This window comes from Pseudomonas sp. 478, from assembly GCF_003254125.1.
In the GTDB taxonomy this organism is placed as follows: Bacteria; Pseudomonadota; Gammaproteobacteria; order Pseudomonadales; family Pseudomonadaceae; genus Aquipseudomonas.
This window is the reverse complement of sequence record NZ_QKZG01000005.1, coordinates 234,159-247,492: the sequence shown is the minus strand read 5'-3', so window position 1 is coordinate 247,492 and position 13,334 is coordinate 234,159. Positions and strand designations below refer to the sequence as shown.

The 13,334-nt window shown below is 55.5% G+C and carries 10 protein-coding genes; 4 read left to right on the top strand and 6 right to left on the bottom strand.

The window, feature by feature from the left end:
• Positions 1-76: 76 nt before the first annotated feature.
• Entirely contained in the window at positions 77-829 is a 753-nt protein-coding gene (locus tag DFS28_RS12910; protein ID WP_111450100.1) for a hypothetical protein, read from the bottom strand.
• A gap of 190 nt (positions 830-1,019) precedes the next feature.
• Between DFS28_RS12910 and DFS28_RS12905 the strand changes: the two genes are divergently transcribed.
• Complete coding sequence (locus DFS28_RS12905) at positions 1,020-2,207, top strand: pyridoxal phosphate-dependent aminotransferase (protein WP_111450099.1); 1,188 nt, start codon at positions 1,020-1,022, stop codon at positions 2,205-2,207.
• A gap of 123 nt (positions 2,208-2,330) precedes the next feature.
• On the opposite strand, the gene DFS28_RS12900 is transcribed toward DFS28_RS12905, so the two are convergent.
• The 5 genes from DFS28_RS12900 to DFS28_RS12880 form a co-directional block, all read right to left on the bottom strand.
• Positions 2,331-3,308 carry a D-glycerate dehydrogenase gene (locus DFS28_RS12900; protein ID WP_111450244.1) on the bottom strand — a complete coding sequence of 326 codons (978 nt, stop codon included), beginning with the start codon at positions 3,306-3,308 and terminating at the stop codon, positions 2,331-2,333.
• A gap of 21 nt (positions 3,309-3,329) precedes the next feature.
• Positions 3,330-4,628, bottom strand: coding sequence for an MFS transporter (locus DFS28_RS12895; protein WP_111450098.1), 1,299 nt, complete (start codon positions 4,626-4,628; stop codon positions 3,330-3,332).
• Positions 4,629-4,673: 45 nt separating this feature from the next.
• Positions 4,674-5,738: a sugar kinase gene (locus DFS28_RS12890; protein ID WP_111450097.1), complete on the bottom strand. Its 1,065-nt coding sequence runs from the start codon at positions 5,736-5,738 to the stop codon at positions 4,674-4,676.
• Positions 5,731-6,513, bottom strand: a complete 783-nt coding sequence (locus DFS28_RS12885) for a sugar phosphate isomerase/epimerase (protein ID WP_111450096.1) — start codon at positions 6,511-6,513, stop codon at positions 5,731-5,733. Before DFS28_RS12885 ends, DFS28_RS12890 begins: the two co-directional genes overlap by 8 nt.
• Before the next feature lie 156 nt (positions 6,514-6,669).
• Positions 6,670-7,695, bottom strand: coding sequence for a LacI family DNA-binding transcriptional regulator (locus DFS28_RS12880; protein WP_111450095.1), 1,026 nt, complete (start codon positions 7,693-7,695; stop codon positions 6,670-6,672).
• Positions 7,696-7,939: 244 nt separating this feature from the next.
• Here DFS28_RS12880 and DFS28_RS12875 point away from each other — a divergent pair, with 244 nt between their 5' ends.
• From DFS28_RS12875 to DFS28_RS12865, 3 genes are all read left to right on the top strand, one after another.
• Positions 7,940-8,773, top strand: a complete 834-nt coding sequence (locus tag DFS28_RS12875; RefSeq protein WP_111450094.1) for a hypothetical protein — start codon at positions 7,940-7,942, stop codon at positions 8,771-8,773.
• 76 nt (positions 8,774-8,849) lie between these two features.
• The gene (locus DFS28_RS12870) at positions 8,850-10,877 is read left to right on the top strand and encodes a hypothetical protein (protein WP_111450093.1); all 2,028 of its coding nucleotides are present in this window, start codon (positions 8,850-8,852) and stop codon (positions 10,875-10,877) included.
• Between the two features lie 262 nt (positions 10,878-11,139).
• Positions 11,140-13,284 carry an autotransporter outer membrane beta-barrel domain-containing protein gene (locus tag DFS28_RS12865; protein WP_158539677.1) on the top strand — a complete coding sequence of 715 codons (2,145 nt, stop codon included), beginning with the start codon at positions 11,140-11,142 and terminating at the stop codon, positions 13,282-13,284.
• Positions 13,285-13,334: the final 50 nt, after the last annotated feature.

The window sequence follows — 13,334 nt, the reverse complement described above, 5'->3', positions numbered from 1 at the left end:
AAGTGAACGCGGTTCCTGCACTCGCCGAGAGGAACCGCTAGCCCTTCCGTATATAACCGCGTGGGCTCGTTGGAGGTTAAGTATCACTCTCGCGCGGCGGGAAGTTGACCCGTATAAACTTCCCCGTCGACAGTTCTGTCTGGGCTCCCGCACGACTTTCGAGTCGGTAGTGCAACAGGTACACGCCATTCTTGAGGGATTCAAAAACATACCGGGGGAGTGCCACTACGGTTTCGCTGGCGCGAACATCGATCAATGCTTCAGCTACCGGAGGTGGGTTAAGCGGGCCAAAAAGAATGCTGACGCGATCTCCCTTCTTGTACCCCAGATAGCCGGGAATCCTGACTTTCACCACGTCGCAATTGGCTTTTAGATAACCCTCGGTGACACCGGGGCCGTCATACAGCGGCTCATCCACAATTGGCGTGGGTGGGCGTTTGTCCAGTGGAATGCGTTTATCGATCGTGAACGCCGCAGGCTCGGACTCGTATACGTTTTGATTGTGGGTGCGCACCCGGAAAAAAATACGGCTCTCTCCCTCCACCAAATGTTGGTTGTCCAGCTCAAGCTTGAGGGGGAATGTAATAAGGCCCTCCAGAGAGCGTTGATCGACCTGTTTGAATTCGCCGCCAGGTTCGGCAAACAGTATCTCTACAACGTCCGTTTGTCCTGCTACAGCGGATTCGGGCCAGGGCCTCAAGACCTCTAAGTGCAGATCGAAACGGCTGGCCCAAATCGGCAACAGGTTTTTTTCCGGATAGACCGGGTCGCTTGATTCGCCGTAGATGCCAAGTGCATCGACGATACGTAAAGCCGGTAGAGCATCCATACGAAGTCCCTCCATGGGAGTGATCGAAAAGCGCTGCCCGCACCTTCGAAACGATGCAAGCCTCGCCGTAATTAAACACGCCTCGACATCACCACGATACTGTCAAACATGACAGGTAGACGAAGATACTGGCACGTTGCACGATTTCAGATAGGGTTGTGGCTTGGAACCTGCGCGACTGGAGAATTACATGCGCTATTCAGCCTTGACCAAACGAATCGCCGGTGACGGCGCTGCGGCCTGGCAGATTCATGACCGAGCACTGGAATTAATTGAGCAGGGGGTTGATGTGCTGTTGCTATCGATCGGCGATCCCGACTTCGATACGCCGCAGCCCATCGTTCAGGCGTGCATCGATAGCTTGTTGGCCGGTGACACCCACTACCCGTCAGTACGTGGCAGTCGGGGGTTACGCGACAGCATTGCCAAGCGCCATCGACGTCGCAGTGGTCAAGCGGTGGAGGCCGATCATGTGATCGTGCTGCCGGGCGCGCAGTGTGCGGTGTATTCGGTCGCGCAGTGCCTACTCGACCCGGGCGATGAAGTGATCGTCGCCGAGCCGATGTACGTGACCTATGAAGGCGTGTTCGGTGCCTGCGCGGCCAAGGTGGTGCCGGTGGCGGTGCGCCCAGAGAACGGCTTTCGGGTCGATCCGGCGGATGTCGCGGCGCTGATCACACCCAAGACCCGTGCCATTTTGCTCAACAGTCCGAACAATCCTTCCGGCGCCAGTTTGCCGCTGATGGTCTGGCAGGAACTGGCATCGCTGTGTGTTCGTCACGACCTGTGGCTGATCAGCGACGAGGTCTACAGCGATCTGTTGTACGAAGGCGTGCACATCAGCCCGGCGAGCCTGCCGGGCATGGCTGAGCGCACGGCGACCATCAATAGCCTGTCCAAATCCCACGCCATGAGCGGTTGGCGCGTGGGCTGGGTGATCGGGCCGAAACCTTTGGCCGAACACTTGGTGCACCTGTCGTTATGCATGCTGTTTGGCATTCCGGATTTCATTCAGAACGCCGCGCAATTGGCGCTGGATGAGGACCTGCCGGAAGTGGCGTTGATGCGCGAGGAGTATCGCCAGCGTCGCGACCTGGTGTGCGCGCGTCTGAGGGATTGCCCGGGCATCCGGCCGATCCGGCCTGATGGCGGGATGTTCGTGATGATCGATGTACGCCAGACCGGGTTGTGTGCCCAGGGTTTTGCCGAGCGGCTGCTGGAAGGTTATGGCGTGTCGGTGCTGGCGGGTGAAGCGTTCGGGCCGAGTGCGGCGGGACATATTCGACTGGGGTTGGTGGTGGATCAGCTGAAGCTGGCGGATGCGTGCCGGCGGATTGCGTTGTGTGCGGCGGACTTGCTGGAAGCGCGTCGGGCCTGAAAGCTGTATTGCCATTGCCGGCCTCTTCGCGAGCAAGCCCGCTCCCACAGGGATCTCTGGCGTTCACAAAACCCTGTGGGAGCGGGCTTGCCCGCGAAGGCTGCCTGACAGGCGCCGAATTTCTTAAGCCTTCCACGCCCCGACATTCACCAGATTCTTCGGCCGCTCACCCGCCAGCGCCGCCAGCAGATTGTCCACCGCACACGTGGCCATCGCCTCCCGCGTTTCATGCGTCGCCGAGCCAATGTGCGGCGTCGCCACCACGTTGTTCAGCTGCAACAGCGGAGAGTCAGTGTTCAGCGGTTCACGCTCGAATACATCCAGCCCCGCGGCGCGAATCTGCCCCTCACGCAAGGCCCGGATCAGCGCCGCCTCGTCCACCACCTTGCCCCGTGAAATGTTGATGAAGATGGTTTCGGGGCGCATCAAGGCAAACTGCTCGGCCCCGATCAGCCCTTCGGTTTCAGCGGTCAGCGGCAAGGTCAGGCAAACGAAATCGGCCTGCTGCAACAGCTCCGGCAAGCTGCGGTATTGCGCATTGAACCGCTGTTCCACCGCCGGTTTCGGCGAGTGGCTATGGTAAATCACCGGCATACCAAACCCGAAATGCCCACGCTGGGCCAGCGCCTCACCGATCCGTCCCATGCCAATGATGCCCAGGGTTTTACCGTGCACATCGGTACCGAATTGTGCGGGACCGACATTGCGCTTCCACTGACCGGCGCGAACCATGTTCGCCAGTTCCACCACGCGCCGGGCGGTCGCCAGGATCAGCGCGAAACCGGTATCGGCCGTGGTTTCGGTGAGCACGTCCGGGGTGTTGCTGAGCAGGATCCGTCGTTCGGTCAAGTAGTCGATGTCGTAGTTGTCGACCCCAACGGAGACGCTGGCGATGGCTTCCAGATCAGGTGCCAGATCCAATAATCCGGCATCCAGTTTCAGGCTCGCACCGAGCAACCCGTGGGCGCGGGGCAGGGCCTCGCGCAGCGCTGCCAAGCCGTCGGCATTGAGGTTGTCGATCAGCGTCACCTCGGCCTGCTCGTGAAGGCGAGCCATCAGCAGCGGCGAGAGTTTCTTGTACAGCACAACGTGCTTTTTCATCGTCATCATCTCAACTTCAATTCAGGAATGAGCGGCTGTGGACCGTTGCACAACGGCCTTGGCCACGACCCGGTCACTGGCGCCGGGCTTGAGGAAAATCGTCAGCACCACCGAGAGCATCAACGCGCCGCTCATCAACAGGTAAGAAGCACCCGGCGAGCCAGTGGAACTGTTCAGGTAACCGACCAGATACGAACCACCAAACGAACCGAGCGCGCCCATGCTGTTGATCAGCGCCATGGCGCCACCCGCGACGTTGGCCGGAAGGATTTCCGGAATAATCGCGAAGAACGGACCGTAAGGCGCGTACATGCAGGCGCCAGCAATCACCAGCAGGGTGTAGGACCACCAGAAGTGTTCAGCGCCCAAGGCGTAGGAACCATAGAAAGCAATCGAGGCGATCAGCAGCGGTGGCCAGACGAAGCGTTTGCGCTTCTGCATTTTGTCCGAGCCCCACGACACCAGCAGCATGCCAATCACCGCGGCCAGGTACGGCAGTGCCGAGAGCCAGCCGGCTTCGATCATGTCCATCTGTGCGCCAGCCTTGAGGATCGACGGCAGCCACAACACGAAGCCATAGACGCCGATGCTCCAGCAGAAAAACTGCAAGGCCAGGATGATCACCTTGGGCGAACGGAAAGCTTCGGCGTAGTTCTTCACCGCTTTGATGCCCACCTGTTCGGCGGCCAGGGCGCTTTGCAGATCGTGCTTTTCCTGGTCGCTCAGCCACTTGGCTTGAGCGGGACGGTCATCGGCCAGATGCCACCAGATAAACGCCCAGAGCACCGCCGGCAAACCTTCGATGATGAACATCCAGCGCCAGCTGTAATGCTGCACCAAATACCCCGAGACCACCGACATCCAGAGCATGGTCACCGGGTTGCCGAGGATCAGGAAGGTGTTGGCGCGCGAGCGTTCGGCACGGGTGAACCAGTGGCACAGATAGATCAGCATCGCCGGCATCACTGCCGCTTCGACCACCCCGAGCATGAAGCGAATCACGATCAACCAATAGGCGTTGGAGACGATCCCGGTCAACGTGGCCAGGCCACCCCAGAGAATCAGGCTGACGAAAATCAGCTTCTTCACGCTGTGCTTCTGGGCGTAGATCGCGCCCGGCACCTGGAAGAAGAAGTAGCCAAGGAAGAACAGTGCGCCGAGCATCGACGACAGGCCCGGTGTGATCATCAGGTCGGCGGCCATCCCGGAAGCGGCGGCGAACCCGTAGTTGGCGCGGTCCAGGTACGCCAGGCTGTAGGTGATGAACGCGATCGGCATGATGTACCACCAGCGGCGGGCGGCGAGTGTTGCGGTTTTCATAGTGGTGCTCCTGAGCTTGTTGTTTTTGTCGCAGCAGGTAACGGGTTAAATCTTCAGGGACTGTGCGGGCCTCTTCGCGAGCAAGCCCGCTCCCACATTTGAATCTGTGTCATACACAGAATGGGAGGGCGAATCCGATTGAATGTGGGAGCGGGCTTGCTCGCGAATGGCGGCCTCAAATTCGGCGGACATCTCAAGTCGATTGGGCAACCCCTCCATATCCCCACGGCTCTGCACCGCGCGGCTGCCAATCCAGTTGGCACGCTTCACGGCGTCGGCAAAACTGTGGTTTTCCAGCAGGGCACTGATCATACCAACGGCAAAACCATCGCCGGCACCGACGGTGTCGACCACCGTTTCCACGGGCACGCCCGCCACGAACCCCTGGTCCAGATGGGTGCGGTAATACGCACCGTGCGGACCCAGTTTGATCGCCACGGCTTCTACGCCTTGGTCGAGGTAGAACGCTGCGATGTCGGCCGGGTCTTCGAAACCGGTCAGCAATCGGCCTTCGCTCAACCCCGGCAGCACCCAATGGGCGAGGGTAGCGAGGCGGTTGATCTCGGTAATCATCTGTTGCTCGCTGGCCCAGAGGCTCGGGCGCAGGTTCGGATCGAAGGACACGCTGCGCCCGGCCTCGCGCATGCGGGTCATCAATTCGAAAGACATTTCCCGCGCCGTTTCGGACAGCGCCGGGGGAATGCCGGTGGCGTGCAAGTGCCGGGCGTTCAGTAATTCAGGCGCGATCGACTGCCGCGACAGGTGACTCGCCGCGGACCCACGGCGGAAGTACTCGACCACCGGATCGCTGCCGTCGTCGGTGCGCGACTTGAGCTGAAAACCGGTGGGGTGCGCGGTGTCGATGGCGACGTTGCTGCAATCCAGCCCTTCTTTTTCCAGCGTGTCGATCACGAACCGTCCCAGCGAATCAGCGCCCACCCGGCTCAACCAGGCCACGTTAAAACCCAACCGCGACAAGCCAATCGCGACATTGCTGTCAGCGCCGGCAATGCGTTTGTGGAAACGGTCGACGTCGGCCAAATCACCGTTCTGCTCAGCAACGAACATCGCCATGGTTTCGCCGAACGACAGAATATCGATCTCAGACATGAGCGCTCTCCAACCGGGTTTGACCGAGGCGGGCGAGGGTGGCGACGTGCTCGGTTGTCAACTGCACAAGGTCGTCGCCTTGCAGCGGATATTCCGCCGCCCGCATCACGCCTTGGGCCATGTGCCGCAGCAGTTGTTCCCACAGATGCAGGTCACTGGCGGCCGGCGGCATGGCGACCAGTTTGCCGTCGGCCCGGCGCGACACGGCTTTGCAGTGCACATAGCCGACGTGGCGACCGAGCAACCGCGCGGCGCTGGCGGCGGACTGGTCTTGCCAATGCCAGTTACCGATGTCGAAGGTCATTTTGACCGGCAGCTTATGTTGCTCGATTTCAGTGAAAAAGCGCTGGAACGGTTCGATGCGGCCGCCGTGCAGGGTTTGATCGTTTTCCACCAGCAACTGCACCGCACTTTTGCCCAGTACGCGGGACAAGGCCTTGAGGTCGCTGTTGTCGGTGAAATAACCCAGGGACACTTTCAGCCATTTGGCACCGAATGCCTGGGCGCGCTGGAGCGCAGAGATCAGTTCGGGATTGGGTTTTGACTGGCCGGCCAGCCACAACTCCATCGGCGAGGAATACACGCTTTCGAGGCCTTGGGCCAGCGTGGCATCGGCTAGTTGCGCGGGGTCTTCGACGGTCAGCAGTTCTTCGCGCCATTCGATGCGCGTGGCGCCCGCGGCGGCCAATACGTCGATGAAGCTGCCTTGGCCGCGTTGGCGAACAAGGTCGGCGCCGTAGCTCGACAGGCTGATGGAAACGGGTGGTTTATTCATTGTTGTATACCTCTGAAACCGGTTTCATTTTTGTTCAAAAAAATATTGATGATGTTTTGTGGTGAATTTACCGGCCTCATCGCGAGCAAGCCCGCTCCCACCTTGGAACGCGGTGCACTTGTGGGAGCGGGCTTGCTCGCGAAGAGGCCAGTCCAGTCACCGAGAATGTCCATCGGTCGACCCCCGCACAATCAACCGCGCCGAAAAATCCAGGGTCCGCACCGGCCCGTCATCACCACGCAAGCGCTTGAGCAAACACTCAAACGCACTGGCGCCAATTTCAGCCGTCGGCTGGGCGAGGGCGGTGATCCCGCTTCCCACCAGCGGATACCAATCCAGATCATCGAGGGCAATCAGGCCGACGTCCTCGAACAGGTTGCACTTCAGTTCACGCAACGAATGGGTGCTGGCCAGCGCGGCGATTCCGTTGGCGCAGAACAGCGCTTTCGGGCCGGGGCCGGGCGTGTCGAGGAAGGTTTTCAAACGTGTGCTCAGATCGCTGCCGGTCTCGGCGATGGTCCCTTGAAGCGTCGGACGTTGCTCGATCTGCGCCTTGAAGCTGCTGACCCGCTCGATCCGCGAACTGGTGCCGTCATAGGGTTCCGTGACCAACAGCACATCGCGATAACCGCGTTCTTGCAAATGGGCGAGGGCCATTTCAACGGCGGCCGGATTGTCCAGGCCGACCAGATCACTCTCCAGCTGCTCGACCTTGCGATCCACCAGCACCAGCGGCATTTCCCGGTGCAGTTCACGTAACTCGTCGCGGTGATGGCCGAGGGTGTTCACGATCAAGCCTTCGATGTTGTACGAGCGCAACAACGCCAGGTGCTGACGCTCTTGCTCGTCATCGCGGTCGGTGTTGCACACCACCAGGCTGTAGCCGTGCTGACGGCAGGCGGTTTCCACCCCGTGCATCACGGCAATCGAATATGGGTTACGGATATCGGCCACCAGCATGCCGATCAGGCGAGTGCGCCCGCGCTTCAAGCCACGGGCCATCTGGTTCGGGCGATAACCCAGTTCGGCAATAGCCTGTTCGATGCGTAGGGCAATGGCATCGGAGAGCAGGGCGCGGTCGTCGCCGATGAAGCGCGAGACGCTGGCCTTGGAGACCTTGGCGTGTTCGGCGACGTCGAGCATGGTCACGCGGCTGCGCTGGGCGGCGGAGAAATCGTTCACGGAATTGGGCCTTGTTCTTGTATTCGATTTTATTGGGCTGAAACCGGTTTCAGTAAGCGCCAAAAACTGATTCTTCGTCAAGTTTGATTAAGGAAGGGGTCGCGAAAAAACCGACAGACGGTCGTTAAACCTGTCAGATATGACAGTAGACCAGTCGATAAAAGTCGCGCTTAATCATTTCAAATGAAAACCAAAAGAAATTAAAACTTATCGAGATATTAATACGTCTCGGCATGGAGCATTAATGGCCACTTCGAATGACAAAATTAAAGAGGCGGAAAATTCATCCTTGTCAGCGGGCGTTGACGAATACGATGCGCCTGAAGTTGTTGGTGTAGATGTTGACGACCCGGAAGGGATAATACCTATAGAACTTATCACCAAGGGATTAGATGTAATAGTTAAACGGTGGGAGAATTATCCGGACAAACCGCCTAGAAAAGACCGCTTAAAGGTGGCCTGGGAATCCGCTGGCACGGTCACGTGGGTGTTTGATGAACTGATTTATCCGATCCCGCCAGAGCAGTTAATTATAAAAATTGACCCGAGCTTTTTGGCGGAAGATGGCGTGGCATATTTAAGGTATGTAGTTTCTCTGGAGGATCTCAATCCCGTTTGTTCTGCAAAACGAAAGTTGACAATAAACAGCGCTCCATTTGATCTTCTTGCGCCAGAATTTCCGAGTGCGAATCTCTACGGGTATCTGAATTGTGACGCTGACCCTCCATTGTGGGATGGTGTCCGAGTAAAGGTGCCACCAGATCCAGGCTTTGAACTTAGGGATGTGCTTATCGTTAATTGGGAAGGTTTTAAAAGCCCTAATGGTAGTGGGCAGCCAATCGCTAACACCTATAAGCAGATACGCAAGACAATATTGACACTGGAAGAGCTGGATAAAGGTGTTGAAGTGTTGATTGAACCATTCGTACCTCACATCGAGCCAATGATAGATAAGGCGTCTGCACTCGCTCGATATTCCCTTGAAAGGAATGGTCGAATAGTAAGGAGGTCAAAAACTGGGCTGGTGCATATTGATAGAATTATTTCAGGGGAGTTGATTCCCTGTGGTCCAGCCTAAAGGAAAGGGTGTTTTGAGTAAGTTGAGTTTCGAAGAGTGGTTGGTCGGGAATTAATTATATTGGAGTGATGAAAAAATGAATGACATGACTAATGCTGGATCCCGAGTTATTCGTCCGGCAAGCAGTCGGCGGCGTACACCGGGGCTTTTGGCAGAAAAAGCTCCAGAGGTCCCAGGGGTTCTTGTGGATGGAACACTGCCGGTAGCTCTCATTCCTGTAGGTAGCCCATTACCAGTAATTATTCCGAAGTGGGGTAATGAAAATCCAAGTGACTTTATTGAATTCAGAATTATCAAGGACAACCCCCCCGCGGATCCTTTCACCGACGGAGATATTCTGGATGAAAAAGATGCTGGGCCAATTATTGATCGCCCCGTTAATGTAGAGGTAACGCCCGATTGGTTAAAAGAGGACCCGAACGTACCCGGCCCCGCCACGTATTACATCTGGGCAGTCATCTGGTTAGCTAATATCAACCCCATAGAAACCCATTCCACCAAGATCATCGTTGACCGCACGGCACCGTATCAAAGCAAGGCGACGGGCGTGAAAGCTCAACCTAAAGTGGCAACATGGCCCGCCGACTTATTGAACAACCCAATTAACGATACATTTATTGCAAACAACCCAGGCGGGTTGGTTATGACAATCCCTAAGGATTACGACAATCCTTTGTCACCACCTTATGGTGATACTTACGAATGTTGGATGAGCGCGAGTTATTCGGCTACGCCGACATTTTTACCCGTTAGTTCGGGAGAGTTGCCAGCAGACGGAAAAGTCACGATTCCAATTGAAGAAGTGGCAAAACTGCTGGGTCAGACGGTGTACGTCTGGTACCAACTCACTGATTTCGCAAAAAATGTGAGCGCAACTTCAGTGCCTGCAGGAAAGGCCGTGCAGTTGCTGCCTCCGCCGGTGTTGAAAGCAATCACCGTTCCGAAGGCGGATCCTGTTATCAATATTCAGGATTGCGTCGACGGTGTCACGGTCGAGATGCAAAGAGGGGACAATGTACAGAATACTGACCATTACGTAGTTCAATATGGAGACGAAATCATCTATGACGAAGAAGCAGGAACTGCGACTTCGTATTCGATACCTGTCGATAAGGCTGACGTAGCCAAAAAGTACATTGACGCAACAGGTGGCGATCAGTCTTTAACCGTTAAATGCAGTTTGTCGCGGGGGCCTATCAAAGTTGGCAATGAGGTAACGGTCGACATTCTCGTGAACCTGGAATATGCAGGTCCGACAAACCCTGATCATCCTAGCGATGTGAACCCTGCAATGGTTCCCTTGGAGGTTTACGGTGTTTTGGATTTGAAGAATGAATTAACACCCGAAGATTTTGAGAAAGAAGCGAGGATGGTCATAAAACTATGGGATGAACCTGGCAGGCAGCCACAAAATGGCCAAGAGGTTAAAGTCTATTTTGATGGCAAGTTTGTTCCGCCCGTTATATTTTTGAATGATGGCGATGAGGGGAAAGAGCTGACGCATAAACTTCCTTGGGATAGCGTTAAAGATTCCGTGCCGGGTGAAATCAAGGCTTATTGGACTGTCACTACAATCGGCAGTGTGAATACACCGGAATCAAACAAAACAGACGTGACATTCGGCGCTATTAAAATAGAACTGAAAGAGCCTACGGTAGAATTTTCAAGGGGCGGGAAGATTGGTTGTCCAACCTTGGTTGCGCCTGATTATGAAATCAGCATCGTGGTGCCACCTAATCCAACTTACTTGAAAGAGAATGCGGAGGTGACAGTTTTCTTTAAGGGATATTCGGATTTCCCAGGGGTTACTCCCAATCCAGATGCTAACCCCTTTAGTGTGCTACACACAGTATCGAAAGCAGAGGAGACTACAGGGTTCAAGGTTCGCGTGACTCCGTTCAATCCTGTTATTAAATACTCCACCGCCGAGCCTGATGTAAGTGTACCGGGTACTTACTCTGGTGCAGCCAAGGTGTGGTATGAGGTTAATATAGGTGGGTCGCCCACACCGACGCCTTCACTAGAGTCTGATTATGAAGTGATTCTGATCAGGGTGGATTTTACATACTGTGATGGGACGAAATATGACGACGACAAGCCATAGTTGAATGAAGCGTGTGATTGGGGAGGGTTGCCGCCGTCCCCTTTTGCGCTTATGGATGACGATCAGGGGTGTCAGTACATTTCCGATGCATTTAGGGATTATTCCTACATACCGTGGTTGATCCGGTCGATATTCTCGCCGCCAATTACAGGGAGAGCGGTTGCTATCGCTCTTGAACTGGCCATCATAGGGGATCGCTATGTCACTCAGGTTAAAATACACTTTCGGCCATTTATCTTCGCGTTACATTATGTTGGTTGTCATGCCGTTACTGGTCAACAACCAGGCCTTCGCCAGAACACTTCTTCCAGGCGAAACTGCCGTTGTTTCAAATCCTTCTCCGGCTGAAACATGGAGTGCCGGGCAGCGTAGTTCTCTGACGATAAACGGCGGAAACACACTTAGCATCGCTGCCAGCGGTGCGTCATCTGTTGTTCTTAATGGCGTTACAACGACTGGCAGCAGCGGTGTGAGTGCTGTTCAGATCACCAACAGCACTGCAGATATATTCGCGAGCACCATAGTGGGCAATCGAATGGGGCTGCAGGCCGCACGCACCGCCAACAGTTCGACCGGCTCGGTAGTTAATGCGAACGACAGCGTTATTTCAGGCGTTATCGGAGGAGCCGCCGTTTCTTCCTACAGCATACTTAATCTTTCCAATACTCGCGTCGAGGGCACAGGGGCCAACAGTTTCGGCCTCGCGTTGTCGGGTGGAAGTGCCAATGTTGCGGCCGATAGCCGCATTGTGGGTGTACAAAACGGCGTTGTCTTTAATGCAGACCCAACCGATACACAATCCAGTCGACTGATCCTAAACCACTCACAGGTCGAAAGTAGAAACGGTGCAGCCATTCTCGTCGACGTGCCGAGCATTTCCGGTTCTACCGTGCAGATCGACGTCAATGATGGTTCGTCGTTGGTGGGTGGTAACGGTGTCATTCTTGATGTCAGGGGGGGAGCCATCGCGACGATGAACGTCGATCGCAGCACGTTGACAGGTGACATAGTGAGCGATTCTGCGAGCAGGACTTCTGTTGTCCTGGGCGATGAAACGCTGCTCAATGGACGAATGGAAAATGTAGCCAATGTCACCATCAATGGAACGGGACAATGGAATGTGACGGGTAGCAGCAACGTCGGTTCGCTGGAGATGAACGGTGGGACGGTGTCGATGCATTCAACCATTGGGTTCTATCAGTTGAATCTCAACAGCCTGGCTGGAAGCGGTGGCAATTTTGAATTGAAAACCGATTTTGCAACAGGTGACACCGACAGCCTAAACATCCGTGACGAGGCCTCAGGCAACCATAAATTGGTCGTCTCCAGTAGCGGCAAAGACCCAGCCAGCGGACAACCCATCACATTAGTTCGTACAGGCGGCGGGGATGCGCAGTTCAGCTTGAGCGACGGGGCTGTTGATCTTGGTACTTTCAGGTACAAGCTGGCAAACAGTGGGAATGAGTGGTTCCTTGACCCTACGACGAGCACTGTGAGCCCTGGCGCGCGTTCAATTTTGGCATTGTTTAATACGGCAATCCCTGTTTGGTACGGCGACATGGCACCTGTTCACACCCGACTGGGTGAATTGCGCAGCAGTGAAGGCAATACAGGTGCCTGGGGACGGGTTTACGGGAAGAAATACATCGTGGCAGATGGCTCCGGCGTGGGGTACCAGCAGACACAACAAGGTTTCTCGTTAGGGGCTGATGCTCCGTTACCCTTCGGTGATGAGCAATGGGTGATTGGCGTGCTTGCAGGGCAGAGTCGGTCGAACCTGAACCTTGATTACGGCACCTCCGGCACAATCAATAGTTACTATTTGGGTACCTACGCTACGTGGATTGACAGGGCCAGCGGTTACTACTTTGATGGCTTACTGAAATTCAATCACTATCGCAACGAGTCAAACGTTTCCTTGAGCGATGGAACCCGGACCAAAGGCCACAACAATACCTCAGGCATAGGCTGGGAAAGCGAATTCGGGCGACACATCATGTTTAGCGACACATCCTTCATCGAGCCATTCGCGAGGCTCTCGGCAGTGGTTATTCAGGGAGATGATTTCAGTCTGGATAATGGCATGGAGGCCAAAGGCGATAGCGCCCGTTCTTTGTTAGGAAGCGTCGGGATGAGGGTCGGTCGTACATTCAACTTTGAAAAGGGTGTTTCGGTGGAGCCCTATTTGAAGGGAAGTTGGGAACACGAGTTTGAAGAAAATAACCAGGTAACGGTCAACAATAACGTGTTCGACAATAATCTGTCTGGCAGTCGCGCTGCATGGGGAACTGGTCTTGCGGTATCGATGAGTCAGGCGCTGCAAGGTCACGCAGAATTTGACTACATCAAAGGTAAAAATTTCGAGCAGCCTTACGGCATCAGTTTGGGATTACGTTATCAATGGTAGCGCTCGTGATTTACTAAACAGGCGAAAACCGGAGCAGCATACAGGTGCAT

Excerpts from the sequence above, each read along its gene's own strand:
- DFS28_RS12865 (WP_158539677.1), top strand. The coding sequence starts at position 11,140 with ATGCCGTTACTGGTCAACAACCAGGCCTTCGCCAGAACACTTCTTCCA.
- DFS28_RS12910 (WP_111450100.1), bottom strand. The coding sequence starts at position 829 with ATGGATGCTCTACCGGCTTTACGTATCGTCGATGCACTTGGCATCTAC.
- DFS28_RS12905 (WP_111450099.1), top strand. The coding sequence starts at position 1,020 with ATGCGCTATTCAGCCTTGACCAAACGAATCGCCGGTGACGGCGCTGCG.
- DFS28_RS12895 (WP_111450098.1), bottom strand. The coding sequence starts at position 4,628 with ATGAAAACCGCAACACTCGCCGCCCGCCGCTGGTGGTACATCATGCCG.
- DFS28_RS12890 (WP_111450097.1), bottom strand. The coding sequence starts at position 5,738 with ATGTCTGAGATCGATATTCTGTCGTTCGGCGAAACCATGGCGATGTTC.
- DFS28_RS12900 (WP_111450244.1), bottom strand. The coding sequence starts at position 3,308 with ATGAAAAAGCACGTTGTGCTGTACAAGAAACTCTCGCCGCTGCTGATG.
- DFS28_RS12870 (WP_111450093.1), top strand. The coding sequence starts at position 8,850 with ATGAATGACATGACTAATGCTGGATCCCGAGTTATTCGTCCGGCAAGC.
- DFS28_RS12875 (WP_111450094.1), top strand. The coding sequence starts at position 7,940 with ATGGCCACTTCGAATGACAAAATTAAAGAGGCGGAAAATTCATCCTTG.
- DFS28_RS12885 (WP_111450096.1), bottom strand. The coding sequence starts at position 6,513 with ATGAATAAACCACCCGTTTCCATCAGCCTGTCGAGCTACGGCGCCGAC.